Here is a 26,363-nt window from a genome sequence, read left to right on the forward strand (position 1 = left end):
TCAATCTTCAATAAAGCGGGGAGTGTAACATCATTTTTGGAATTCTGAATTCTCCTTCTGATATTTTCTGTTTAGCAACTTCGATATCCGGTGAAAAATAGCGATCTGATTCATAATGTCTTACACAGGATCTCAGCTTTTCATAGAACAACTTCAGAGGGGTTGATGTTGACAATGGCTGATGAAAGTCAAGGCCCTGGCAGGCAGCCAACAACTCAATAGCCAGAATGGTTTTTGTATTATCCAGCATCAAATGCAATCGTCTGGCCGCATTTGTGGCCATGGAAACATGATCTTCCTGATTGGCAGAAGTCGGCAAACTATCGACTGAATGCGGATGCGCCAAAGCTTTGTTGTCGCTGGCACAGGCTGCCGCTGTCACATGAGCAATCATAAATCCAGAATTAAGCCCCCCCTCCTTCACCAGATAAGCCGGCAATCCGCTGAAATTCTTGTCTATAAGCAAAGCTATTCGTCTTTCAGAGTTAGCCCCTATTTCTGCAATAGCAAGCGCCAGATTATCGGCCGCCATAGCCAGTGCTTCACCATGAAAGTTACCCCCCGATAATATTTCATGTTCTCTTGTGAAAACCAGAGGATTATCAGTAATTGCATTGACCTCAACCGCCAGAGTATCTCTGACAAAATTCATTTGATGCAAAACTGCACCCATGATCTGTGGCTGACATCGTAGTGAATAAGGATCCTGCACTCTATTGCAGGAACGATGAGACTCTCTGATTTCACTTTTAGCCAATAGCTCGCGATAAAACTGCGCGACGACACGCTGTGACTGATGTCCACGAATTCGATGAATGCGATCATCAAAAGGCGTATCACTTCCCAGCGCCGCATCCAGTGAAAGGCAGCCGACAATTATAGCGGTTTCAAACAAAGTCACACATTGATAATAAGCCTGTAAACAGATAGCGGCAGAGACCTGTAAGCCATTCAATAAGGCCAGCCCCTCTTTGGGGCCAAGTTCGAGGGATTTTAAGCCGGTAAGTGCCAATCCTTCTTCAGCAGGCATTACTTTACCTTGATAACGTACATTCCCGGCACCAATTAATGGTAAACTAAGATGAGCAAGAGGAACCAGATCCCCTGAAGCACCAACGGATCCCTTGGCGGGAACGCAGGGCCAAAGCTGATGGTTATACATCGACTGAAAAGCTTCAATCAGCGCCGGACTTACCCCAGAGTATCCCTGAGCAAGACTATTTATTTTCAGAAGAAGAATTAAGGCAACCGTCTCATCATCCAGAAGCTCGCCCGTTCCACAGGCATGCGACAAAACAATATTTCGCTGCAATTGTTTCAGATTTTCAGGACTTATTGTTTGAGACGCCAGCGAACCAAAGCCGGTATTAATTCCATAGACAATTTTTTTATCACGAATTACTGACGCCACTTCTTTGAAAGAGGCCTCAATATCGGCATGAGAACTTTCATCAAGCGTAATAACCTGCTTTGAAACCAAAAGCGCTCTGATTCTGGCCAGTGTTAATTCGCCCGGAACTATGCTTACAGATTCAAACATGGGCTTTTTCCTCTTCCATAGGTAACCACAAATGATTTTCATGAGCACATTGCCTGGCTAGAGAGTAACCTGCATCGGCGTGACGCATAACACCTGAAGCCGGATCGTTATATAATACTCTTGCCAATCGTCTGGCAGCCTCATCAGTTCCATCAGCAACGATGACCATTCCTGCATGCTGGGAAAATCCCATACCAACACCGCCGCCATGATGAATACTGACCCAGGTTGCCCCGCTGGCACAATTGAGCAAAGCATTCAGTAAAGGCCAATCGGAGACGGCATCGCTCCCGTCCATCATGCCTTCTGTTTCACGGTTTGGGCTTGCCACTGAACCGGAATCAAGATGATCGCGGCCAATCACCACAGGGGCTTTTAATTCCCCATTTTTAACCATTTGATTGAAGGCTAATCCCAGGCGTGCCCGGTCTTTGAGTCCAACCCAGCAAATTCTGGCTGGCAAACCCTGGAAACTGATTCTTTCCTTCGCCATATCCAGCCAGCGATGAAGCGGCTGATTTTCCGGCAATAATTCTTTTACCTTTTCATCAGTTGCATAGATGTCTTCGGGATCTCCTGACAATGCAACCCAACGGAAAGGCCCCACGCCTTCACAAAACAACGGCCTGATATAACTTGGAACAAAACCTGGAATGGCAAAGGCGTCTTTGACTCCAGTTTCAAATGCCATTTGGCGAATATTATTGCCATAATCAAATACTGGAATACCCTGTGTCTGGAAATAGAGCATGGCTTTGACCTGGTCCGCCATTGATGACTTCGCTGCCGCAATTACTTCTTCAGGATGGGTTCTTCTCATTGAAGCCGCTTTTTCCAAAGTCCATCCTTTTGGTAAATAACCATTGAGCGGATCATGGGCGCTGGTTTGATCGGTTATCAGATCGGGACGAATCCCGCGCTTTGCCAGCTCCGGATAAATATCAGCCGCATTACCGAGAAGACCAACTGAAACCGGCTCATTACTGCTGAGGGCTTTATTAATCCAATCCAAAGCCTCATCCAGATTATCAGTACTTTTGTCCAGATAACGAGTGTGCAGCCGTTTATTGATACGGGTTTGATCGCATTCAACTGCCAGCATACTGGCACCTGCCATTGTGGCGGCTAAGGGTTGGGCCCCACCCATTCCGCCAAGCCCGGCAGTTAATATCCATTTTCCTGCCAGACTTCCCTGATAATGTTTTTTCCCTGCAGCAACAAAGGTTTCATAAGTACCTTGAACGATGCCTTGAGAGCCAATATAGATCCAGCTTCCTGCGGTCATCTGGCCATACATCATCAGACCTTTTTTATCTAATTCATTGAAATGTTCCCAGTTTGCCCAATGGGGAACCAGATTAGAGTTGGCAATCAGCACGCGGGGAGCATCCTCATGGGTTGTAAAAACCCCTACTGGTTTGCCTGATTGGATTAAAAGCGTCTGATTCGATTCGAGCTTTTTTAAAATTCTGACTATTGCATCAAAGCAGTCCCAGTTTCGAGCTGCTTTTCCAAGCCCACCATAGACAATTAATGAATCGGGTCTTTCTGCGACCTCCGGATCAAGGTTGTTGCACAGCATTCGCAAGGCAGCTTCTGTTAACCAGCTTTCTGCCTCGAGCTCATTGCCTGTTCTGGCTTTCACCAGTCGCTCCCTAGTAGATTGCACACTCATTGTACTGCTCCCTTAGACATTCCGAGGGGGATAGCATACACCAGAGAATGGTGTGCTGGAATATAGCTATCAGACAAGAAATATTAACTGAATTGACGAATCCGATGCCCCTTCTAATCATCCCACCACTATCCTGATGAAAACTTATAATCCACATGCTACACTTGCAGCAATATATGTGAAGATACCTATCGTGAATACAATACCCTATACCCATCCGCCTTCCTTGAAAGTTTTTTTTGCCACAGAGATGTGGGAAAGATATGGCTTTTATGTGGTTCAATCCCTTTTAGCCCTCTATCTTGCTCTTCACTTTGAGTGGCCTGATGATCAGGTCTATTCATTAGTAGGCTCTTTCACCGCAGTTACCTATTTATCCCCATTAGTCGGTGGGTGGATAGCCGATAATTTATTGGGTCAGAAAAGAACAGTTATTGTGGGAGCCCTCTGCCTGTTTACCAGTTATTTATTTCTTTCTCTTTTTTCATCCCCCGCCATTCTGACTGCGGCTTTGTCGGGAATAGCAGTTGGTACAGGTCTTTTGAAACCCAATATTTCCTCGCTTCTCGGCAATGAATATTCTGCAGACTCTCCCAGGCGGGAAAGCGGTTTTACGATATTTTATATGGGGATTACTACTGGAATTATTCTCGGAACCACTTTGCCGAGCCAGCTAAATGAGCACTTCGGTTGGGGCGTTTCCTTTTTCAGTGCCGCGCTTGGGATGATTATCTCACTTTTTGTCTTTGGGTTCGGTGTTAAGCTTTACAAAATTGAGGACTATCATCCTTTCCAGTATCAGGCGACCAAGCTTTTAAAAGCAGCCGCTATTATGCTGGCATTGTGGGGAGTCTCTTTTCTTATTCTTAATTTTGCAAGTATTGCCAATGCGGCTTTCGGAACAGTAGTCGTGATTTCTCTTGCCTATCTGGTGACCACCATTCAGCGTGAAAGCGGTACCCAGGCCCGACAAACAATGGTTATTGGGCTTCTCTGTATCATCTCTGTAATGTTCTGGGCATTTTATTTTCAGATGTTTCTGTCTTTGACTTTACTGATTTCACGCGTCGTAGAGCCCACATTGCTAGGTATTAACTTTCCACCGCCCTATTATGTCAGCATTCAAAGCTTCGGTATGCTGATATTCGGCTATTTTCTATCACGCCGCGCTCCGCGCCTGAGTTCAACCCAAAATGGCTTGAGTACCGGCAACAAATTTGTTCTGGCAATGATTTTTATGACCCTGGCTTATGGACTTATTACCTTTGTCTGTGTAGCTGATAGCCATAGTCATCTGTTATCACCCTGGTTATTTATCCCGGCGTATCTGCTTATCTCAATAGCGGAGCTATTGCTTTCACCTGTGGGGTTATCTGCTATTACCGTATTGGCCAGCAGGCGTAAAGTAAGCACCATGATGGGAATTTTCTTTGTTTCTCTTGGCATCGGCGGCTTCCTCTCAGGTAAACTGGCGAATTTAACTTCTGTTGAAGGCGGTTCGGCTATGTCTGTTTCGCTTTTAAAAATGCACTATGCCCAATCATTTACGCAGCTGTTAATCATCCTTCTGGTTGCGACATTACTTTGTATCGGTTTGAATCTGATAATCAGGAAGTTGTTGCTTGGGAAATCAGACTAATGCGAAATTAAAACTGGACTGTTGTAAAAATTTTCCTGCCTCAATGGCGGTAGTTCCCGGCTTCTGTTAAAATCAGGCCCTTTAAAATTGAGATGAAATAGTCTATGTCTGAATACTCTACCCAGCTTAACCAGCTTCTTACCTATCTTGATGACATTCATGCGAATGATATTAAAGTACTCGATGTCAAGGAGCAGACTACAATTACCGATTATATGATTATCGCAAGCGGGCGCTCTTCACGCCATGTTAAATCAATTGCAGATTTTGTCATGGAAAAAATGAAGGCTGATGGTTATCCCGCGCTTTCAGAGAATGGTATCGAACACGGTGACTGGGCTTTAGTAGACTTCGGCGATTATGTTCTCCATGTAATGCAGCCTGATAGCCGTGCCTTCTATAATCTTGAAGCCTTATGGGAAAAATAAGTCTGGCTATTGAACTCTATGTTTAAAATCACAATTATTGCCTGCGGTAATAAAATGCCCTCATGGGTCAATGAAGGTGTAAAGGAGTACGCCAAGCGCCTGAAAGAAGCTACGAGCCTGAATCTTGTGGAAATTCCTTTGGGAAAACGAAGCAGCTCCAGTGACTTGTCAAGACTGATGGAAAAAGAAGCTGAACTAATCCTGTCAGCTATTCCCTCCTCTTCCTACGTGATTGCACTGGCGATAAATGGTAAACAATTTAGCAGCGAAGCGCTGGCTGCCAAAGTCGAAAAGTTACAGCTTGGAAACAGTCATGTTTGTTTTATTATTGGCGGGCCAGAGGGATTGAGCACCGAGGTTCTCGAACGTGCTAATGAGCAGTGGTCACTGTCATATTTAACGCTGCCGCATCCTCTTGTAAGAATTATGTTACTCGAAAGTCTCTACCGTGCATGGTCGATAATTCAGAATCACCCTTATCACAAATGAGTAATTGAGGTAATATAGCCGCTCTTAATGGCCCAGACATGTTCAAAGATGCGATTTAATCACTCTGTAAAAAATGACCGTATCGAATCACGAATGCATCTTTTTCGTCTTAACCTTTTGATCGCTCTGGTTATTTGCTTCACCATTATTCTGATTTCCCGCCTGGCTTATCTGCAGTTATCCCAGTTTAAACGCTATGAAACTCTCTCACTGAAAAATCAGATGAGTATCATACCAATTGCTCCACCGCGCGGCATAATCCTCGATAGAAACGGCGTGGTTCTCGCTGAAAATGTTCCTGTTTATGTACTGGAAATTATTCCCGAGCGGGTAAAAAATATGCAGGTGACACTAAGGCAATTGCAAGCCCTGCTCCCTTCCATTTCAGATGATGATATTGAAAGCTTCAAAAAAGCGCGAGCTCAGAATCGCTCGTTTGTACCTGTCCCAATTAAATTGAAACTAACCCAGGAAGAAGTTGCTCTGTTTGCAACACATCAGCATCAATTTGATGGCGTTAGCATTAAAGCACGATTAATGCGTTATTACCCATTGGGAGAAATGACCGCTCATCTGTTGGGTTATGTTGGACGAATCAATGTGCAGGAATTGCAGCGTGTGGATCCAACTAATTACCGCGCAACCAATTTTATTGGTAAGTCCGGTATTGAAAAATACTACGAAACGCTTTTGCATGGTCAGGTGGGCTATCAGCAGGTTGAAACGGATGTGAGCGGGCGAACACTTCGAGTGGTCAGTAAACAAAATCCCATTTCGGGGGAAAAGCTATACCTCACTATTGATACAAGGCTTCAGCGAGTGGCTTATGAAGCATTGCAGGATAAGCGTGGCGCAGTCGTAGCTATCAATCCTCATAATGGGGATATTCTGGCTATGGTAAGCTCCCCAAGCTATGATCCCAATCTATTTGTAAACGGGATTCGTTCTGAAGACTACCAAAGGCTTTCAACTGCCAAGGATAGACCTTTATATAACCGTGCAGTCAGGGGCCTCTATCCGCCAGCTTCGACAATTAAACCTTTTATCGCGCTGGCTGGTTTGGAAAAAGGGGTCGTGGACACAAATTACAGCGTTTATGATCCAGGCTGGTTTAAATTACCCGGGGTCAGCCATTCCTATCGCGACTGGAAAAAAACAGGGCATGGTATCATTAATATCAAGCGCGCTATTACCGTCTCCTGCGATACCTACTTTTATCAGCTCGGGCATCGAATGGGTATCGCCTCCATTGAAGATATGCTTACTCAGTTTGGTTATGGGCAACTAACTCATGTCGACTTGCATGAAGAAGCGCCAGGTCTTGTTCCTAATAACCGCTGGAAAAGACGAAGTAAGGGATTGCCCTGGTACCCTGGGGACACATTAATCACAGCAATAGGTCAGGGCTTTATGCTAGCCTCTCCTTTGCAGATAGCTAATGCGACAGCGGCGATGAGCCAGAAAGGTATTCGCTATCGCCCCCATTTAATGGCCAAGTCAATCCAAAGTGATCAGGAAGAAACCCACCCTTATAAACCACTTGAAGAATATCCTATCAAGCTAAAAGATGATAATTACTGGAACATCATTTCTGATGCCATGCATTCCGTTATTACAAACAATGAGGGGACCGGCTATCGATTCGGACGCAATGCGCCCTATTCTGTAGCTGCTAAAACCGGCACTGCTCAAGTATTCAGTCTCCCTCAGAATGAGAAAAAAAGGCTTGGAGAAATCCCGGAATATTTACGCGATCATTCACTATTTATTGCCTTTGCCCCGGTAGAGAACCCGGAGATTGCCATCGCAGTGATTGTTGAGAATGATACAGCCGCATCTGGAGTGGCCAGAAAGGTGCTTGATGCCTATTTTCAACTTCAAAACGGAAAAGACCCCTCATGAATACACAGCCAATGCGCCCGGTTTACCGTTTTACCTCGAAATCATTGCATGTTGACTGGCCCTTGCTAGTCCTCATTTTATCCATTGTCATGTTTGGAATGCTGATTCTGTACAGCGCATCCAATCAGGATATGAGTATGATTATGCGCCAGGGAATGCGTCTTTTCTTTGCTTTTGGAATTATGCTGATTTTTGCAGCCATTCCGCCCCATAAATACAAAATCTGGACGCCCTGGATTTATTGTGTGGGTCTGGCCTTGCTTCTTGCAGTAATGGTGATGGGAAAAATTGGTAAAGGCGCTCAGCGCTGGCTTGATTTGGGTGTATTTCGCTTTCAACCTTCTGAAATTATGAAATTGGCCATCCCCATGATGACCGCCTGGTATCTGGATAGAAAGCCAGTTCCCATTAATATGAAAACCCTTATTATTGCCTCCATCATGATTTTCTTTCCAGCGTTGCTAATTGCCAAGCAGCCCGACTTGGGTACAGCAATCATGGTAGTTTCTGCTGGACTAAGCGCAATTTTTCTGGCAGGAATTCGGCTTCGTATTATTATGTTTGCTGTCATTCTTATTGGTTCAGCAGCCCCGCTGCTCTGGCATGTTATGCATGACTATCAGAAACAGCGGATCTTGACGTTATTAAACCCGGAGCATGATCCATTAGGTTCGGGTTATCACATTATCCAGTCAAAAATTGCTATTGGTTCAGGAGGATTATTCGGAAAAGGCTGGCTTGAAGGCAGTCAGTCACATCTGAACTTCCTTCCCGAACATGCCACTGATTTTATTTTTGCCGTTTGCGGTGAAGAATTCGGATTTCTTGGCAGCCTTGCGCTAATCATTTTATTCATACTGGTGTCATTTCGCGGTTTGCAAATCGCCATACAGGCTCAAACAAGTTACACACGATTACTGGCAGCAAGTCTTGCGATGACTTTCTTTTTATCAGCCTTTGTGAATATTGGTATGGTGATGGGGATATTGCCTGTTGTTGGCATCCCGCTTCCTTTGGTTAGTTATGGCGGTACTGCGATGGTCACTTTTCTTGCCAGCTTTGGCATTTTAATGTCGATTAGCACTCATAGAATTTTATTTAATAACTTGCGATAGGTTTTCAACTCAGTAACCCTGCAGGCTCTGCTGCCAGGGTTACCCACTCAATTATCAGGCCTCGGCCGCGGCGACCGGTGAATAGGAGCGTCGATGAATGGGGCATGGGCCCAATTTTTCCAGGGCGTTTCGATGCATTTCGGTTGCATAACCTTTATGGATGGCAAATCCATAGCCAGGATAAAGGCTATCCAGTTCAATCATTTCCTTATCACGCGCAACTTTTGCCAAAATTGAGGCGGCACCAATTTCGTAAATGAGTAGATCCCCTTTTACCACTGTTTCACAGGGCATGGAAATCACGGGCCGATGTTTACCATCAATCAAAACCTTATCAGGGATGACATTTAATGCTTCAATCGCCCGCTTCATTGCTAACAGCGTTGCCTGATGAATATTAAATCGATCAATTTCACCAACCTCCGCGCGCCCGAAGGCAAAGCAAATAGCATGATCCTGAATTTTTTTTGCCAAATCCTCTCGTTTAGCGGGAGTCAGCTTTTTTGAGTCAGTGATCCCATCAATGGGATGCCTGAGGATGACAGCCGCCGTCACCACGGGCCCCGCAAGAGGGCCGCGCCCAACCTCGTCTACACCGGCGATATTCATAATCATCATATTCTTATTATTGACCAGGAGGCAGATAATACCCTTTTAAAATTGATTTATCATCCAGGAAATGCGATCATAGGTGCAAATTTTTCAGGTTTTATATGTTGTATGCGAGTCTTAAAATGTGCTGTTATTGGAGTTGGGTATCTGGGCCGCTTTCATGCTCAGAAATATAAACTGTTACCGGATGCTGAATTAGTCGCTGTCTGCGATGCCAATCCAGCAACCTGTGAAGCGGTAGCCAGCGAGCTCGAAGTGAGCGCCTGCCATAATTATCGTGAGTTATTTGGCAAGGTTGAGGCTGTCAGTATTGCTGCGACAACCAATCAGCATTATGAAATTGCTAAAGAATTTCTAAAACAAGGCATTCATGTTTTAATCGAAAAACCTATTACCGAAACTGTTGAGCAAGCCGATGAGTTAATTCAGCTTGCCGCTCATCATCGAGCCAAGATACAGGTAGGCCATCTGGAGCGCTTTAATTCTGCCCGTATGGCTCTTGATGAGTATCTTGATAATCCACTGTTCATTGAATCACAGCGTTTGGCCCCATTTAACCTGCGCGGCACGGATGTGAATGTGATTCTTGATGTAATGATCCATGATATTGATATTATTCAGTCAATAGTCAGCAGCCCTATTATTCATATTGATGCTCAGGGCGCTCCCGTGCTTTCCCGCTCCGCGGATATAGCCAATTCTATTGATATTGCCAATGCGCGTATTACCTTTGCCAATCAATGTGTGGCAAATGTAACCGCAAGCCGAATCAGCTTTAAAACTGAGCGCAAAACCCGCATATTCCAGCAGGATTCCTATTTATCCATCGATTACCACAACAAGCAATTTGCTGTTTTCAAAAAAGGGGATGGCGAGATGTTTCCTGGTATTCCGAATATTGTCCGACACGAGTCTGTTTTTGAAAAAAGCGATGCTTTACTTGAAGAAATCAAGGCGTTCGTCTACTGTGTCCTCAATGACACTAAACCACTGGTATGTGGTCAGCAAGGGCGCGATGTCCTATCAACAGCGGCAACGATTACGAGCCTGATACAGAACAATCTCGCCAGCCGTCATGCTCACATCTAAAAAACTGGTGATCATTGCCGGCGAAGAATCAGGGGATGTGCATGCAGCGGAATTAGTTCGCCGTTTGCTAAATAAGGATCCTGGCCTGCAGTTCAGTGGTATTGGTGGACGGCATATGCAGGAAGCGGGTGTTTTTCTGGTAAATGATCTGGCCCGTTATGCCGTGACTGGCCTCACTGAAGTATTAAAACACATCCGTGTAATCAAAAAGGCATTTAAAGAGATCAAAACACATCTGGAAAAAAATCCCCCTGACTTATTAATTCTGGTTGACTATCCTGGTTTTAATCTACGCCTTGCCCGCTTTGCGAAACAGCAACTGAACCTTAAAATCATTTACTATATCAGCCCCCAGATTTGGGCATGGAAACCCCAGCGCATTCATACGATTAAAGCTTGCGTTGATAAGATGGCAGTTATTTTACCTTTTGAGAAAACACTTTATCAGCAAGCCGGTGTGCCGGTTTCTTTTGTAGGTCATCCGCTGGTAAAGAAAATCCCCCATTTCGAGAATTCCGAATCCTTGCGCCAAACCTTGAATTTACCAGCCAATCGCAAGCTGGTAGCCTTGCTGCCGGGAAGCCGGCTTAATGAAATTAATCACCACATGCCTGTTTTTGTGCAAACCATTCAACAGCTGAATACGATAAGAAGCGATTTACATTTTGTTATACCGATTGCCAAAACCTTAAATTCAGAGCGAGTCAAACAGTTTGTTCAGGCTGGAATCAGGAATATCAGCTTTTTAAATGGCCAATCCCTCGAGGCTGCGGCCTGCAGCGATTGTGTAGTCGTGGCCTCCGGAACCGCTTCATTAGAAACCGCACTATTAAAAAAGCCAATGTGCATTGTTTATAAGGGAAATCTCTTATCGTATCTTGTTGCCATGAAAGTAATCAGAGTGAAGTATTTTGGTTTATGTAATTTACTCACAAACAAGATGGTTGCTCCCGAATTATTACAATATGATTTCAATGTGCATGAGCTTGCCAAAATGATTGAGAACTTGCTTGATGATCAGGCCTTTACTCAACGCATGCTCAGACAATTACATGAAATGAAAGTCTCACTTTCTACCGAGGCAGCAGATGAATCTATCGATGAGCTGGTACTTAATGAATTATCTTCGTAACCCCGTTTTCAGCCCCAGCCGATTTGCAATTAACTCATTTTCCGTCTAGTCTTAATTTGTTACATTTGCTTATTATTTATTCATACCAGGGAGGTTCAAATGAATAGCGATATTTTTGAAGGAAAATGGGAAGAAATTAAAGGTAAAATGAAACAAGCCTGGGGTAAATTGACTGATGATGACTTTGATGTCATCGAAGGTAACCAGCAAGAAATTTTCGGAAAACTGCAAAAACATTACGGCTACACTAAAGAACAGGCCGAAGATGCAGTCAAACGATTCAGAAAAGATTATTCCGATAATTTATAGCGATCGGTATGCCTGGCCTTGAGTCAGGCATACTGTCAATTTTACTTTCTTTTCGATGATTTACCCGATTTATTACTTCTTGTACTTTCACTGACCGTGGTTTTAGGATGTTTTTTGGCAAAAGCCTCAGAAACGTATTGACCCGTTTGTGCATCTCTGTATCTTTTGTTCATTGCTAACTCCCTTTATGTAGCTATTTATATAATAGAATAGCTCTAAAATTTATCCAGTTTTGTATTAAATACCCTGTCGTTCTCGTGCAATGTTCTGGCATAACTTTAAAGAAATCCTCACCCAAGTTGAGAGAGGGCAAGTTCACTGTCATTAAGTTAAGAATTCTGCAATTGCATGTAGATTGGTGCCCATAACTATGGAGCTGGCTTCTATTAGCCTTCTTGAATTACCGATGAATTATTGTATACTTCGGGCCTTTAGCAATTATAGGATTAAAAATGATCAAAAATGCTTTGGTTATTGCATTATTAGGAACTTGTGTAACTAGCAGTTCTTTCGCTTTTAATATTTTCCCTGATTTGAAATCAACCCATAGAACTCATAGCCTTCATACTAAAGTCGTAAAGAATCAAGATACTGATTATACTGATTTTTCTGGTACCTGGTCAGGGAGTTGCTCTTATAATGGAGAATCCGATGAGACAACGATTATCATCCGCAATGATGAGGTTTCCATTGAAATAGATGGTGAACAATATAGCATGGGAGCCATAAAAACCGAATCTACATCTGATAAAATGCAAAGCTTTACTTCACAAGCTGTTATTAATTGGAATCAGGAAAGAACTCAATTGAACTTATCAGGGACTATGACAGTATATGAGTATCCTGATTACCCTTACAATAGTTCTCGATCGCTCGTTACTATGCTATCCAAGGGAAGCATTGCACTTAATAACAAACAGTTGATTATTAAAGTTGAGGGAACCATTTTTGATGGTACTACACCAAGCGATCCCATGTTCACCAGTGAGTGCACTTTAGATAAAGTAAAATAATCTATTTCTTGCCTACGTCCTCGGCTTCTTCGAGGGACGTAGGAGTAAAGGTTAAAGCCTGAAGGATTTTCAAGTAAGATCAATATCCTGATAAATGTTCCTATAATTAAAAGAGCAATCTAAAAACAGGATGACTATGCGTAAATGGATCTTTTTCATATTATTCTTCATGCTCCTGGCTCTCGTACTATTTTACTTCACCGAAATTAAACACCTGATTAAACTGGTGCAGGAGATGCACCCGGGCTGGTTATTAGCGGCATTAGCGCTGCAATTTGGGACTTATTTGCTTCTGGCTCTGGTATGGTGGTGTGCTCTTTGGTGGGTCAATGAACGTGTCAGCTATTTGTCGCTGGTATTACTGAGTATTTCCCAGCTATTCGTGAATCAGACAGTCCCATCAAGTGGTTTGAGCGGCGCAGTTGTAGTAACCAATTTTTTAAAGGCTCGAAAAGTCTCTAAAAAAGCCATAGGCCTCGCTATTGCGCTCAATGTGTTTGGCCGCCAGATTGCTTTTACCCTAACGTTTATGGCCGCTGTTATTATTTTATGGATATATCGCTCACCCGGCCTGACATACCAGATTCTGGGAATTCTCTTCGCTTTATTGATGTTTGTAGTCACTGGTTTGTTTGTGTACCTATGGAAACTCGCTGCGGATGCGAAATTGCCGGGCCTGCTGAAACGATTTTCCGCGATTGAAACCTTATTTTCCTCAATCAGGACAATTAAACCGAGTGTTCTATTAAAAGTACAAATTGTAAGTCCGGCAGTCTTGCTATTTACTGGTATCGTAATATTCGACTCTCTAACCCTATGGGTCATTCTTTATGGCTTCAATGTCGAAACCCATTTTCTTCCAGTTTTTGCAGCGCAGGTTCTTACTACCGTACTTGCCGGAGTATCATTAATTCCCGGTGGTCTGGGTGTCTTTGAGGGCGGGCTCGTGGGTATGCTGCATTTAATAGGATTACCCTTTGATGTTTCCTTTGCGGCCACTCTGCTATTTCGCGGTTTTACTTATTGGCTCCCTATGCTGCCTGGTTTTTTGATAACCCATAAACAACAAAAATGAGTTGAACGAGCTGGAATAGCGCGATAGTACAAAAAACGAATTTCCATTATCATTTATGACGTTCAGGATGAACAATAACCTCAAAAGGAATAAAAAATGTTAGATGGAAAAAACCGCTTTAAATTACCGGAAACTATTAAAGAGCTGGTTGAGCGTGTAAACCGCCCTTCTTCCAGACTTGAGCGTCGTATTTTGTCTTTTGTCGCATCAAATATGCTCGACGAATTTAATTCTACCACGTCAATGGATTCAGCTCGTGTCCAAGATTTAATTCAATTAATGGATATTTCTGATTCATTTTTCAGGAAGCGGCTTATTGAAGTGTTATTAAAGGCAATTACTTCCCAGCTGCTTATTCATAATGAATTATGGGCGGGGATAAATGCAATTAAGCAAAAGTTTGGCCATCATCCGGAAATAGGCGCTGTATTGTCGGCCCAGTTTGAAAATATTTTCAATAAAATGTTTTCCTTTGCAGACAACTCATTTTCGCCAAACAGCATCATTAAAATTCTTCAGGAATGCCATTTATATTTGCAATTATCCATAGATTCCAATTCGCAAATTACTTTCTTAACATCGATTGAAGAAACCGCCTTTTATCCTATATTAAAAAAATTGAAAGAACATCCGGATATTGATCTCCGCTATCATGCAACAATCATTCTGCAGGCTTTGTTTTACTTGCAATGCAATAAAAGCCCCTCTGAAAATTTAAGTTCCAGTCATGCAAAAATGGCTGCGCAATTTAATTTTGGCAACAAAACTTACACCAGAAACCGTGAAACTGTTCTCACGCTCAATGAAGAGGCTAAAAAAAATATAGTTGTCAGTTTTGCATCGGCAGGATTTAATGAACATTTTGTTGAAACACAACTGCCTCAGGTCAATTTGAGAATAAACAAAGATAAAAAAGAAAAATACCACCGAAAATATAATGAGCAGTTCATCTATGAAACCTGCCATTTTATGGACATTCTGACGCCACAAATTCAGGTGTTTTTTAGCAATGATTTTTTGTCAAGAGCGCCACAGGGCAATAAACATTCCCAATCTTTATTCGAGCAGTATTATTTACTGCATCTGGCCTTGAGCAAAATTGAAGAAAATAATAATTATCTTTCTCTAATCACTCATATCTGCCGCTCTAAGGCCTTTGAACCTGGCGTACGATGTAAGGCTATGTTTGCATTATTCCAATCCAAACAACCATTTTCGAATGAATGTCTGTCACTTGCAGCCAAATATTTCTCAGATAAGAACACATTAAAATGTCAAAAAGAACTCCTGCTTTCAACGGCATTTTTTGCACTGAAAAACAATGCCATTGATGAGGAGTCAGTAAAATTACTCCAGAGTAAATCAGTTGCCGAAGCCCATCCGGATACCCTTATTGCAGTGATTACTTTTTTAAGCAAGTGCAAGACCTACGCCTTTAATAACCCTGGTTTAGATAATATAATTTCAAATGTTCGTGAAAATCTGAGTAAGAAAAATAAAGAAAAATTGCCTGATACCGAATTTCAGGTTAATTACTATCCTCCTCAGGATATCCCAAAAGATGAGCCTTACTACCATAGTTTATTGAAAACCGCTTTAGTCAGCAAAAGCGTACAGAATTTTATCGAGTATGCATTAAAGGAAGAGGCAGAGGAAGAAGTGGTGCAAAATCTCGAGCAGACAACAGGGTCAAGGGAGTGGTTTATTGAAAACAAGACAACCGCGGCTCAACAGGATAGTTACATCCCACCGAGATTTAATTGCTGTTGATATCCCCTCTCTAACTCTCACTGCCATTAAGTTAAGCTCAATTGTATATTAAACTGTCATCCCCGCGAAAGGCGGGGATCCATCTCTGAGCTAGCCACAATGCCGACTGAGGATAGATTCCCGCCTTTCGCGGGAATGACAGAAGTCCTTGATTTAATGGCAGTGAGGGCTAGGGTGAGGGTCGATTTTTACCGTCTCTAACTCTCTCCCCTGAGGGGCGAGTCACATCAGAGAAGATCCATAAGAAAAAGAATGATAGAAAACCTGACTGTCTTTTCATAGAATACACACTCATTCAGTAATAATGCTTTATTCGTGGAGAAATTCAAATGAATGGTAGCCAGCTAAATCAAATAATGAATATTGCTCAAGGCCAAGCACAGAAAAAGAAATTACCAGTTAAAACATTCTACCAGCTCCCCGACAGCCTGAAGGCCATTCGATTCGACGAAGAAGATAGCCTTGTCCTTGCCATGTATAATCTTGCTCTTATTTTATCGTCATTTGAGAACATAGGAATGACCATGTGCACAGAACCACTTTATCCGATAAGCTGGATAAGCTTCTCAAGCGGGTTTTGCAACTAGATAATCCCGCCGGCACTCTCACTATGAAACTCCTCATAGAACATCATAAATCGCTTCCAAACAGCAAAACCACCAATGAATGTATCGAAAAACTCTTTGAACATTCTCTGCCTCAAAGCTATTGCAGCTTGGAATTGGAGGGCGTGTTGAGCGGTATTAAAAAAAGTACACTGCCCAATAAAGACAAGTTGATGCGAATTTACATAGATCACGCCAAGCGAGAGTATAATAAGAAAAGTTTGTCAAGATACGATCTTGATTCACTAAGCCACGCCTGGGAGAAAAATGTACAATACTTTTTATCCCGTGATGATCTGCGCTGGCTAAAAACCTGCTATGAATATCCCCAATCCCCTGTTTATCATCTGAAAGGAGGATTGATTATAGCTGAACGACAACTGAACAATTCACCCAATCAATTATATAAGGACATGTTTTATTTTACCCTCATCAGCGGTATAGCTCTTTTTTCAACAGACTTTGATAAACAAGCTAATAAAGAAGCAACCGCTTTACCCGCTTCTTCAGAAAAAGATATCAGGCAATACTTTATTGCAGGTTTGTATTGTCTGTATATTCTCTCCCTGCCTTTGCGTATGGTCAGTTCATTGATGAGCGCCTGCGGCATGTTCAAATCACAACAACCCACCCCTCTCGTCTTTCCTGATTGGGCCTCGAGGAAGCTTGAGCGGCTTGAAGGAAACAAATCTGCTGAGGGACCCCGTGCTCCTTGAAGGAGCTACCATCCTCCTTCATAAGGACGGTGCAGTTTTAATTCTTTTAAGGAAGAACCACGATGATAATGCAAGGCCATGATCTCCTGGTTAGTTTTTGGATCTTTAAAGCGGTGGTAGTCGATAGCAAAAAAACGATGGCGATTCCCATTCGCTTGTAAGCGATAGAAATTCAGCCCAAAACCGCCAACGCTTTTGTAACAAAGAAAAGCAACACTTATGTTTCCTTTTTTTAAGGCAGCATAACTGGCTACAGTTGCCATTATTACGGTAGCAGCCCCTGCTGTAAATCCTTTACTCTGTTCACCAGTTCCAATGTCTTCGGACATTTTTAGTTATTTTTTAACAATTTTTTGGATTATACTTAATTAATACTTTTCATGCTATGTTAAAACGGAGTTACATTTTTCATGGACTTGATGGCCAAAAAAGTAAAAGAAAAATTAATGGAGCATCTTTTTGATAACACAGCCAAAGCCATTGCATTTACATTGATTCTGGCACTACTAATCATTTTCTATTTAAGTTATCAAGGCATTCCGCTAACCCAGACCGGCTTATGGCTTGGAATTCTCTGCGCCGTATTAATCCTTCGGCTTATAATCGCTATCCTGGCCATTAAAAGCCCCCGGCGCAGACAGTTCTACTACTGGAGTTTAGTCATTACCGGCTTTCTTTTAGGAGCCATGCTGGGGCATTTTTTCTGGTCATTTTACTGGGACATGTCTATTTCACAGCGTATGATTCTATTACTTTTTTTTGCGGGGCTTGCAACGGGAAGCACTATTTCAATGGCCGCCTCACCGCTATCCTATGCCGCCTTTGTACTACCAACCTTTCTGCCAATAATTTTTCGATTTTTGATGGATTCTCATGATGATTCGCGTCTGGTTGCCATCGTTCTGATCATTTTTCTAAGTTACCTGGGCGTTATTTTCAATGCAAATAAGAAAATGCTTCGCAAAAACATTATTCTTTTAGCGCATGAGAGCGAGCTCAATAGTCAGCTGGAGCAATTTAATCAGAAACTTAGTATCGTTTCGATTACTGATGAGCTAACTCAACTGGCCAATCGACGGTATTTTCAGGAGCGTTTAATAGCGGACTGGATTCGGGCAAAGCGCGCTTCACTTCCCCTGACTCTGATGATCATTGATATTGACTATTTTAAAGAGTGTAATGATAACTATGGCCATCTTTATGGTGATGAATGCCTGAAAGAAATTGCGAAAGCCCTGACTGAAGTGGTAAAACGTCAAACGGATCTGGCCGCTCGCTATGGCGGGGATGAGATGGTTGTAATTTTATACAATACCTCGCTTAATGACAGTGAGCAATTCGCCATGCGTCTTAAAGAGTCAATTGATAGTCTGAATATAAAAAATGAGTACTCACCGATTTCAAATCGTTTAACTGTTTCGATTGGCGTGGCCAATACAATCCCGGCGATTGATGATGATTATGAATCTTTATTCACGAGGGCTGACAAAGCGCTTTATGAAGCCAAACTGAATGGAAGAAATTGCATTGCCATTTCCAAATAACAATAACAAAGACAAGAAGGTAGGATGAAAAATAAAACTGCTCTAATCACTGGCGCTTCAAGTGGTATTGGTAAAGCCTGTGCGCGTTCACTAGCCAGACAAGGCGCACGATTGATCCTTGTTTCTCGCAGAAAAGAGCGTCTGACTGAACTGGCTGAGTCTTTGAACAATGAGTTTAGTGCAGAGTCTCTGATTATCACTCTGGATATAACCCGCAAACTGGACGTAGAGTCTCAATTGTCAAATCTGCCTGTTGAATGGAAAGATATTGACATTCTAATTAATAATGCCGGACTGGCTCTGGGCAGCGACGCTATCCAGACGGGTGAGATTGAGAATTGGGAACGTATGATTGATACCAATGTAAAAGGCCTTCTCTATGTCAGCCGCTTTTTAATCCCACACATGATCGAGAAAGAATCAGGACATATTGTAAATATCGGTTCAATCGCAGGGCAGGAGTGCTATCCCAATGGCAATGTTTATTGTGCCAGCAAACATGCAGTTCGTGCTATTACTAAATCAATGCGTCTGGATTTACTGGGTACATCAGTTCGTGTTTCAGAAATAGCCCCCGGCGCGGTAGAAACCGAGTTTAGTATTGTTCGCTGGAATGATGAGCAAAAAGCCAGGGAGTTTTATCGCGATTTCGACCCCCTACTTGCTGAGGATGTGGCTGAAGCCGTGTTGTTTTGCCTGACCAGGCCGCCCCATGTTGATATCGCAGAAATTACTATCTTGCCTAGTGTGCAGGCTTCAGCGAACTACATTAGCCGTAAAGGCAAGCAGAAGAAACAATGATTCTGGCTTTAAGAATAGAGGCCATCATAAAAGAGAGTATAAAAAATGGCTCATAATTTGCCTCTAATCACAACACTGGCAACAGCCCTCGGGCTGGCACTGATAATGGGTTTTATTGCAATCAAGCTTCGCCTGCCTACTCTGGTTGGTTATTTGTTTGCAGGAATTATCATTGGCCCTTTTACGCCCGGTATTGTCGCCAATCCTCATATAGCCGCCGAGTTTGCTGAAATTGGGGTGATGCTCTTAATGTTTGGTGTTGGACTTCATTTTTCAGTGGATGAATTACTCGAAACTCGAAAAATCGCATTGCCTGGCGCTTTACTGCAAATTCTGGTCGCCAGCTGCCTTGGTGCGACTGTTTCCTATTTTTGGGGATGGAACTTTAGTCATTCAATTGTATTTGGCCTAGCCTTATCTGTTGCAAGCACCGTAGTCCTAATCAAAGCCCTGGAAGCTCAAAGTCTACTTGGAACAATTAATGGTCAAATTGCCGTTGGCTGGCTGATAGTTGAAGATATAGCCATGGTGCTCGCTCTTGTTTTTCTGCCCTTTATCGCCCTTTGGTCAGGTACATCCGAACTGGGATCATCCGATAAAAATCTTTGGCTTACTCTCGGAGTGACCATTTTAAAAATTTCATCTTTTGTAGCAATCATGCTGCTTATTGGCAGATGGGGATTACCCAGATTATTGTGGCAGATAACCAAAACAGGCTCTCGTGAACTCTTTACCCTCTGTATCATTGCTGTGGCAGTAAGCATTGCATTTTTGGCTGCGAAGTTGTTTGACATTTCATTTGCGCTCGGCGCTTTTTTTGCAGGAATGATTCTAAGAGAATCACGATTTAGCCGCCGTGCCGCGGAAGAATCCTTACCCTTCAGAGATGCTTTTGCCGTTTTATTTTTTGTTTCTGTAGGCATGTTGTTTAATCCAGCTATTTTTATTGAACAACCTTTTCGAGTACTTATTGTTGTATTGATTATCGTAGTGGGAAAATCAATAGCCGCTGCTATTCTTGTACTCTCACTTCGTTATCCTCTCAACACTGCACTCACTGTATCAGCCAGTCTGGCACAAATTGGGGAGTTTTCATTTATCCTCGCAGGTCAGGGTGTGCAATTGAAACTGCTTCCGGAAGATGGCCAGGCACTAATACTTGCAGGCGCTCTAATCTCAATAGCGCTGAACCCGCTTTTATTTAAATCGGTTGAGTATCTCCAGCTCTGGCTTAGCTCTTCGCCCTTTTTAATGCGTTTTTTCCAGCGCTCAGCAGATCCCTTAATTGAGCTGCCTCTCAACACGCAGGAAAAATACCTTTCAGAGCATCTGGTATTGATAGGATACGGTCGTGTTGGAAAACGTCTGGGTGAAATATTGACGGCTCGACATATTCCCTATGTGGTTGTAGAGCAAAACCGTGAACTAATTGAATATATCAGAAGCCAGAATATACCTGCGGTATACGGAAATGCCTCTGATCCGTCGACACTGATTCAGGCTCATGTGGCACGGGCTGCCATGCTGGTTGTTGCTACTTCTGATCCTTTTAATATTCGGCAAATGGCTGATATCGCCACGAAATTGAATTCAAAGATCGAGCTTGCTATTCGAGTTGAAAATGAAGACGATAAAAACATGCTCGCCAAGGAAATTGACGCCGAATATTATTTGAGCGAAGAAGAGCTTGCCAAAGGCATGAGTAAACATATATTAAGCAGGTTTGAAAAGCCTGAATGAGGCTCTGCAAGGTTAGACTGTCTACAATTGCATGTAGGTTGCGCCCTTGGCCATAGCCGTCAGGCTAAGAATATCTGATCCCCTCTCCACCGCGCGCAGCGGGGGAGAGGGGATAACATTACTTCTTAGCCTGACGGCTATAGCCAAAGGCCCAACCTTCAATAACCTGGCAGTGATGCCAGGCGGGAATAACAGAAGCCAATTATGATTTTTTAAGCTGATCGACTTCTTTTTGCAGCTGGGCTATTTGCTGCTGTAATCCGGTTTGCACTTGCTGCAGTTGATCCTGGGATTGGGTATTCATTTTTTGAATTTCATCTTCCAGTTTATTCTGCATTTCTTTTAGCTGTGCCTGCATCTGATTGTTTAAAGTGGTGATCTGCGTATTGTTCTGATCCTGCATTTGTTTCAACTGTCCTTGAATTTGCGTATTCAAGGATTGAACATCGGCAGGTGTATTGTCAGCCCAGGCGTTAACAGAAATCAAGGCAGTAAGTAGTACAGCAGCTTTTAAAGTCGTCATAATTATCCCTAAAAAATGTTCATCCCTGCTACTTTAACTCATAAGATCGTTTTTTTGAACTGTAGATGACGATCCTTCTTGTGAAGAAGTATATCTTCTTCTTAGATCAAAGCTATAACTTCCTTTATCTTGTTTAGGATTGAACGATTCCTGAGATTGCTCATCCAATGAACTGGGCTGCTTCCTTTTAATATGCTTTAAAAGCTTGCCATAAGAAGCCTCGGTCTTCTCAATAACAGCCCGCGGATCAGCGGTGCTCACATCCTTAACCGCCCTTACTGGGTAGAGGGCCTCTCCTGCGTAGCGCATAGACTTATGGGTCGAAGCAAAAAAGCGATGGGTTGCATGGCCTGGTTTGGCACCAAAGAGGCCGGCAATACGGGCAATACCCATCTCGGCAGTGTATGCAAATGATTTTATAATAGAACTAAATCCACTATAGAACAGGAAAACTATTGAGCTCGAGAACGTGATTAATCGAGTGAGATCTTTTTTGGTTTTATCGAATAAATCTCCCCCAGCTCTCTTCATAGGTTCCCAGGGGTGGGGTTTTTCAACAAACCAGGCCGCCAGGCTTAAAATGATAGACCAGCCAAAACGACTAACGGCCGGAATATAGCTTAGAGGAATTGAAAACAATTGAAAAGCAATGGATGGATAGGCTGTTTCAGGATATAAGATTTTTTTCAAAGCACGGCTATCTTCCCTGGAAAAGTGTTTGTCAATTTGCCTTGATAAAGCAAAAAGATGTTTTGAACCCATCTTTGGAATATCATCCGCATTGGACGACAACCAGTAAGCCAGCAAAAATCGATCAATGGTCGGTTTGTTAGTTGCATAATATTGTTCAACAAAGCCTTTAATGTCATCCGGAGTGAGTTCAAGTTGCTTTGATCTTACTCGCTCTCCATACTCAGCGATTAATGCTTCATAAAATAAAACAGCAATTTTTGCACCGACAAAGGGATATCCGGCATGCGGATTACTTCCCAGATCTTCCAGCACCCGTTTGCTGACCCAGGGTATGGGATGTCCTGCAATACCATTCGCCAATACATAACCCACACCATAAGCAGCAGCACAATACGCTGCAATCGTTAATGGATCTTCACCAAACTGATAGACAGCATTTGCCGCCTGACTATTATAGCCGTCCGTCAATGCATTCCAGCCTGCCGCGAGGACCTGGGCCTGAGTACATCCACCGCCGATTGTGGCAGCGAGCTTTGAAGCGCCTAGTGAATAGGAAAAATGACTGAACCAGTTAACATAATTTGCACCAAAAATAGCAGTACTTACACCTGGCAAATAAATCACTGCAGCCCCAACCCCATAGGCGCATGTGAAAATTACACCGGAAACTGGATCTTTTGCAAAACCGTGTGTGAAGAAGCTGCTAAATCCATTAAGTCCTCGGGCAACCGCTGTAAGAATATCATTCTGCTCACCGGAAGATAGCGGATAATCCGCCTCTGCAAACAAACTATCTGCGCTAAACTTAAGTTCAGTGTCTACTTTGCAGCGTTTCAAAAGCTGGTTTAATCGTTCTTCCTCTATTGTTTTAATTGTTTCACATTCTGCCTGAGCAGCGGCCAGGGTGTCGCTCAATTCAGGTATTTCCGAGGTGGCTTTCCAATCTTCAAGCATGGCAGCAGGTAAACGAAATACCAGGCTGCTTCCGAAATCCTTAATTCCGCTAAAAATATCCCCTATCGCATAACCCACTTGCTTTATGAAATTCCAGGGATTTACCCAAAGAGGTTGATTGGGTTTTGCATGGGCACGAAGCTCTGCTGCTGCCAAATGAAAATTTTTATTTTTCCAGCTTTCTTCTTCCCAGTTTCTGGTGGGTAACACGAAACTTTTAATGAAATTTAAAAGAAAATAACCTAGACTTTTTAACTGGGGAACGATACCGCGATGGGCTTTCCAGCGGGTTGCGGTAATAGTATCAAGTTCTTCGACATCATTTGAATTGCTGACTTTTGGAGACTGTCCTTTTTTAAGCTCCAATTTATCCCAACCTTCAATGAAGCTTATTGCGAGTAATACCTGTCGTTCGCGAGCAGGTGTTAATTCCTCAAGATTAAAGTCATAGGTTACCGCTTGATCTTTATCGAGCGCGAAATCACCATGATGAGAAGGATTGACGGGGTTACGCAGATCGGGTAAATGATCATCCAGTTCTTTTCGTGCATCTTCAATAAAATCGTTTAAATTACCGCGGGTCAATGCAAAAAAACGTTTATTACTAAAACTAAGATCCTGATTGATTCCCTGCAATTCATATAAATTCTGATGTATCTGCTGCTTGATAAATTCAAGAATCGACTCATGACCTCTTCCACGATTAAAACGACGAAGATTATCAGCATTTTTTTGAATTTTTAGAGAAAAATCCCGAGCTCTTTGCATATCCGCCTGAAGGTCATCCTTCAACTGTCTCGTAGTCCTCTCATCAAATCCAGGACAATCCACATCGGAAAAATAGGCGTCCAGTTCATCAATTATTTGTTGCAGTTTTTCAATGTATCGCTCGAAATATTTATTGATTTTTTTAGCGGAATTATCTCGATTAACCAGCGACTCAAGATCCTGCATCGCTTCAAATCTATCCTGATATAAATCAAGTAAAGCAAGCTTCATACCCAGTGAATTGCTTGCCATACCCTTGGCCGCCTGCTCATGGGCCACAATGCGATACTGCCCCAGGGAACCAATGATTTTACTGGTCAGGGAATGGGTTTTAATAATACCCCAGCGGGTTGCCTGTTTAATTTTTTCGGCCGAGCTTTTCCATAAAACGGAATGCTCATGGCCGTTTTGTTTTACAAAAATTACCTGACCATTGCTTTCAGGTCGAGTAAAAATTTGCTTTTGGAAAAGGTCCTTACGCTTTGCTGCCGCGACAGATGGTATGGAAGAGTCTTGAGGAAGAGACAGTTGGCTACTCTGACTGTCTAAATAAAACTCTTTAATTCTTTTACCTTTATATTGTTTAAGCAGTTTCTTTGCACTTAATGGATAGGGCATACAGGCTCTGTCGTTCAAAATTTAATGATAGTCATTGATCAATTATACGCTTGTTATATTAAGCTAAACTTAAGAAAAAGTAATAGGTCAGTACAATACCAGGCTTGCTCTAAGAAACACTCCCTGCGTTCTTATGGGTATAAGACCCCCAGGTTCTGAGGTTTATCCGCAGAATCCAGTAATCTTTCTGGATTTAAACCATTCTATTAATATCAGAAAATTTCTGTTAGCATCCCTGTTTTTTATGTAACTCCCCAGGTTGTGGATAACCTTGATTTAATTCAATCAAATCGTCTCAACGTCATCCTGAACGAAGTGAAGGATCTCCTGAATCTGGCTCAGCTCTATATGCAGTTTGGGATCCTTCGCCACGCTCAGGATGGCGTACCTGGGGAGTTACGTTTTTATTGGCATAGACTAGAATGGAAAGTACTAAAAATAAGATATGGTTCCTGCAGATGGCGCGCGTTGTCGCGTGTTTGTTAGTAGTTTATACCCATTGGTATGGACTACTGGTAAATCCCAATGCAATAGTTCGATTTCTGTTTCCCAATAGCCAGCCCCATTTTCCAGCAGCTTCAATTCCTGAATATTTGGGAATATTCACTGCAGCCTTAGGACTAAACTCTTTTTCCAGTGTTCATTTTGGCCTGGGTCTTTTTTTTATTCTAAGCGGCTATGTCATTCCGCTTTCGCTAAAAAAAACCAATCCTCTTTCCTATTTGGTTCGGAGACTATTTCGCATTTATCCTACTGCAATTGTCTGTATGATTATGGCTGCTGTGGCAATGTTATTAGCTGGCTACTGCATCGGCACACCACCCTTTAATTTTTTAAAATATAAAGTTGTAATCAGTAATTTTCTTTTAATGAGAGACTTCATCAATGTCCAGTTTATTGAGTATTCAACCTGGACGCTGGAAATTGAAATGCACTTTTATTTAATATTCTTTTTGTTTTTCTATTATAAGAAAGAAAAAAATCCTTTGAGTTTTATTATCCTGGCAGCGGTGTTGGTTATTATCTATAAACTGACCTGCTCATTTCCGCTCACCCGAGTCTGGGTATTACGTGTACAACAAATTGTATCAATCAATTCAGCCTACCTAAGCTTTATGTTTATCGGGACAACAATATATTACACCCTCAGCAAACAATGGACTTATGTCACCGGCATTTTGACCGCGACTATATTATTAATTTTAAATTATATTGCTCTTCATACAGGTCTTCAGTTTGAGGCTAGTGGCAGCAAAATCTTCATAAACCATCTCTATGTTATACCCTTCTTCCTGATTTTATATGCCAGCAATTCCCGTTTACCTTTTAGTAAAACTTTAAATGGCATCGCTAATTTTTCCTATCCTCTTTATCTTACACATGGATTTACCGGTTACAGTTTATATTTAATCTGCCTGATGTTTACTCAAAGCATATTGTTTTCAGCGATCTTTGCATTCAGCATGGTGTTATTATTAGCGACTCTGATTCATAGAAAGGTCGAAAATAGAGGAATTGAATATTCTAAAGAACTGGTGCAGAAAATAGAGGGTCGCGGAGATAAAAAGGTTGTTTTTGCATAATCTATCCATTTAAAGCGCATTATTAATGCG

24 protein-coding genes are annotated in these 26,363 nt (G+C 42.4%); 17 read left to right on the forward strand and 7 right to left on the reverse strand.

Annotated features, from left to right (window positions below):
• Window positions 1-7 precede the first annotated feature (7 nt).
• Window positions 8-1,540: a histidine ammonia-lyase gene (gene hutH, locus B1207_RS08650; protein ID WP_112219591.1), complete on the reverse strand. Its 1,533-nt coding sequence runs from the start codon at window positions 1,538-1,540 to the stop codon at window positions 8-10.
• Window positions 1,533-3,215: a urocanate hydratase gene (hutU, locus tag B1207_RS08655; RefSeq protein ID WP_112219592.1), complete on the reverse strand. Its 1,683-nt coding sequence runs from the start codon at window positions 3,213-3,215 to the stop codon at window positions 1,533-1,535. The genes hutH and hutU overlap by 8 nt, the downstream gene beginning before the upstream one ends.
• 193 nt (window positions 3,216-3,408) lie before the next feature.
• Here hutU and B1207_RS08660 point away from each other — a divergent pair, with 193 nt between their 5' ends.
• From B1207_RS08660 to rodA, 5 genes are all read left to right on the forward strand, one after another.
• Complete coding sequence (locus tag B1207_RS08660; RefSeq protein WP_301182688.1) at window positions 3,409-4,854, forward strand: peptide MFS transporter; 1,446 nt, start codon at window positions 3,409-3,411, stop codon at window positions 4,852-4,854.
• Window positions 4,855-4,958: 104 nt separating this feature from the next.
• Window positions 4,959-5,282 carry a ribosome silencing factor gene (gene rsfS / locus B1207_RS08665; RefSeq protein ID WP_112219594.1) on the forward strand — a complete coding sequence of 108 codons (324 nt, stop codon included), beginning with the start codon at window positions 4,959-4,961 and terminating at the stop codon, window positions 5,280-5,282.
• Between the two features lie 18 nt (window positions 5,283-5,300).
• On the forward strand, window positions 5,301-5,771 hold the full coding sequence (gene rlmH, locus B1207_RS08670) for a 23S rRNA (pseudouridine(1915)-N(3))-methyltransferase RlmH (RefSeq protein WP_112219595.1): 471 nt from the start codon (window positions 5,301-5,303) through the stop codon (window positions 5,769-5,771).
• A gap of 48 nt (window positions 5,772-5,819) precedes the next feature.
• Window positions 5,820-7,673 (forward strand): penicillin-binding protein 2, encoded by a 1,854-nt coding sequence (gene mrdA, locus B1207_RS08675; RefSeq protein WP_112219788.1) that lies wholly within the window; start codon window positions 5,820-5,822, stop codon window positions 7,671-7,673.
• Window positions 7,670-8,788, forward strand: coding sequence for a rod shape-determining protein RodA (gene rodA, locus B1207_RS08680; RefSeq protein ID WP_112219596.1), 1,119 nt, complete (start codon window positions 7,670-7,672; stop codon window positions 8,786-8,788). The genes mrdA and rodA overlap by 4 nt, the downstream gene beginning before the upstream one ends.
• A gap of 54 nt (window positions 8,789-8,842) precedes the next feature.
• Here the strand turns inward: rodA and rnhB are convergent, their stop codons facing one another.
• Window positions 8,843-9,397, reverse strand: a complete 555-nt coding sequence (gene rnhB / locus B1207_RS08685; RefSeq protein WP_112219789.1) for a ribonuclease HII — start codon at window positions 9,395-9,397, stop codon at window positions 8,843-8,845.
• Between the two features lie 111 nt (window positions 9,398-9,508).
• Between rnhB and B1207_RS08690 the strand changes: the two genes are divergently transcribed.
• The 3 genes from B1207_RS08690 to B1207_RS08700 all read left to right on the forward strand — a co-directional run bounded on the left by B1207_RS08690 (window position 9,509) and on the right by B1207_RS08700 (window position 11,930).
• Entirely contained in the window at window positions 9,509-10,489 is a 981-nt protein-coding gene (locus B1207_RS08690) for a Gfo/Idh/MocA family protein (protein WP_112219790.1), read from the forward strand.
• On the forward strand, window positions 10,476-11,621 hold the full coding sequence (gene lpxB, locus B1207_RS08695) for a lipid-A-disaccharide synthase (RefSeq protein ID WP_112219597.1): 1,146 nt from the start codon (window positions 10,476-10,478) through the stop codon (window positions 11,619-11,621). Before B1207_RS08690 ends, lpxB begins: the two co-directional genes overlap by 14 nt.
• Before the next feature lie 99 nt (window positions 11,622-11,720).
• On the forward strand, window positions 11,721-11,930 hold the full coding sequence (locus B1207_RS08700) for a CsbD family protein (RefSeq protein WP_112219598.1): 210 nt from the start codon (window positions 11,721-11,723) through the stop codon (window positions 11,928-11,930).
• A gap of 41 nt (window positions 11,931-11,971) precedes the next feature.
• On the opposite strand, the gene B1207_RS08705 is transcribed toward B1207_RS08700, so the two are convergent.
• Entirely contained in the window at window positions 11,972-12,103 is a 132-nt protein-coding gene (locus B1207_RS08705; RefSeq protein ID WP_112219599.1) for a multidrug transporter, read from the reverse strand.
• Between the two features lie 279 nt (window positions 12,104-12,382).
• Here B1207_RS08705 and B1207_RS08710 point away from each other — a divergent pair, with 279 nt between their 5' ends.
• From B1207_RS08710 to B1207_RS08730, 5 genes are all read left to right on the forward strand, one after another.
• Window positions 12,383-12,943 carry a hypothetical protein gene (locus B1207_RS08710; RefSeq protein WP_112219600.1) on the forward strand — a complete coding sequence of 187 codons (561 nt, stop codon included), beginning with the start codon at window positions 12,383-12,385 and terminating at the stop codon, window positions 12,941-12,943.
• A gap of 136 nt (window positions 12,944-13,079) precedes the next feature.
• A complete protein-coding gene (locus B1207_RS08715) occupies window positions 13,080-14,018 on the forward strand; it encodes a lysylphosphatidylglycerol synthase transmembrane domain-containing protein (RefSeq protein WP_172458225.1) in 939 nt (312 codons plus the stop codon).
• A gap of 96 nt (window positions 14,019-14,114) precedes the next feature.
• Window positions 14,115-15,788, forward strand: a complete 1,674-nt coding sequence (locus B1207_RS08720; protein ID WP_112219602.1) for a hypothetical protein — start codon at window positions 14,115-14,117, stop codon at window positions 15,786-15,788.
• A 329-nt stretch (window positions 15,789-16,117) separates the two neighbouring features.
• Window positions 16,118-16,375, forward strand: a complete 258-nt coding sequence (locus B1207_RS08725) for a hypothetical protein (RefSeq protein WP_112219603.1) — start codon at window positions 16,118-16,120, stop codon at window positions 16,373-16,375.
• Window positions 16,315-17,109, forward strand: a complete 795-nt coding sequence (locus B1207_RS08730) for a hypothetical protein (protein ID WP_172458227.1) — start codon at window positions 16,315-16,317, stop codon at window positions 17,107-17,109. Before B1207_RS08725 ends, B1207_RS08730 begins: the two co-directional genes overlap by 61 nt.
• A 5-nt stretch (window positions 17,110-17,114) precedes the next feature.
• On the opposite strand, the gene B1207_RS08735 is transcribed toward B1207_RS08730, so the two are convergent.
• On the reverse strand, window positions 17,115-17,438 hold the full coding sequence (locus tag B1207_RS08735; RefSeq protein WP_146740054.1) for a hypothetical protein: 324 nt from the start codon (window positions 17,436-17,438) through the stop codon (window positions 17,115-17,117).
• A gap of 90 nt (window positions 17,439-17,528) precedes the next feature.
• Between B1207_RS08735 and B1207_RS08740 the strand changes: the two genes are divergently transcribed.
• From B1207_RS08740 to B1207_RS08750, 3 genes are read left to right on the forward strand one after another with little or no spacing between them, the layout of a single operon-like run.
• Window positions 17,529-18,653 (forward strand): GGDEF domain-containing protein, encoded by a 1,125-nt coding sequence (locus B1207_RS08740; RefSeq protein ID WP_172458229.1) that lies wholly within the window; start codon window positions 17,529-17,531, stop codon window positions 18,651-18,653.
• Between the two features lie 24 nt (window positions 18,654-18,677).
• Window positions 18,678-19,454 carry an SDR family NAD(P)-dependent oxidoreductase gene (locus B1207_RS08745; RefSeq protein ID WP_112219607.1) on the forward strand — a complete coding sequence of 259 codons (777 nt, stop codon included), beginning with the start codon at window positions 18,678-18,680 and terminating at the stop codon, window positions 19,452-19,454.
• A gap of 45 nt (window positions 19,455-19,499) precedes the next feature.
• Window positions 19,500-21,194, forward strand: a complete 1,695-nt coding sequence (locus B1207_RS08750) for a cation:proton antiporter (protein WP_112219608.1) — start codon at window positions 19,500-19,502, stop codon at window positions 21,192-21,194.
• 202 nt (window positions 21,195-21,396) lie between these two features.
• Here B1207_RS08750 and B1207_RS08755 read toward each other — a convergent pair whose 3' ends face one another.
• Together B1207_RS08755 and B1207_RS08760 are read right to left on the reverse strand one after the other, a co-directional pair.
• The gene (locus tag B1207_RS08755; protein ID WP_112219609.1) at window positions 21,397-21,717 is read right to left on the reverse strand and encodes a hypothetical protein; all 321 of its coding nucleotides are present in this window, start codon (window positions 21,715-21,717) and stop codon (window positions 21,397-21,399) included.
• Window positions 21,718-21,750: 33 nt separating this feature from the next.
• Window positions 21,751-24,750: a hypothetical protein gene (locus B1207_RS08760; RefSeq protein ID WP_112219610.1), complete on the reverse strand. Its 3,000-nt coding sequence runs from the start codon at window positions 24,748-24,750 to the stop codon at window positions 21,751-21,753.
• A gap of 458 nt (window positions 24,751-25,208) precedes the next feature.
• Between B1207_RS08760 and B1207_RS08765 the strand changes: the two genes are divergently transcribed.
• Window positions 25,209-26,333, forward strand: coding sequence for an acyltransferase family protein (locus tag B1207_RS08765; RefSeq protein ID WP_301182689.1), 1,125 nt, complete (start codon window positions 25,209-25,211; stop codon window positions 26,331-26,333).
• Window positions 26,334-26,363: the final 30 nt, after the last annotated feature.

This window comes from Legionella quinlivanii, assembly GCF_003265995.1.
Taxonomy (GTDB): domain Bacteria; phylum Pseudomonadota; class Gammaproteobacteria; order Legionellales; family Legionellaceae; genus Legionella_C; species Legionella_C quinlivanii_A.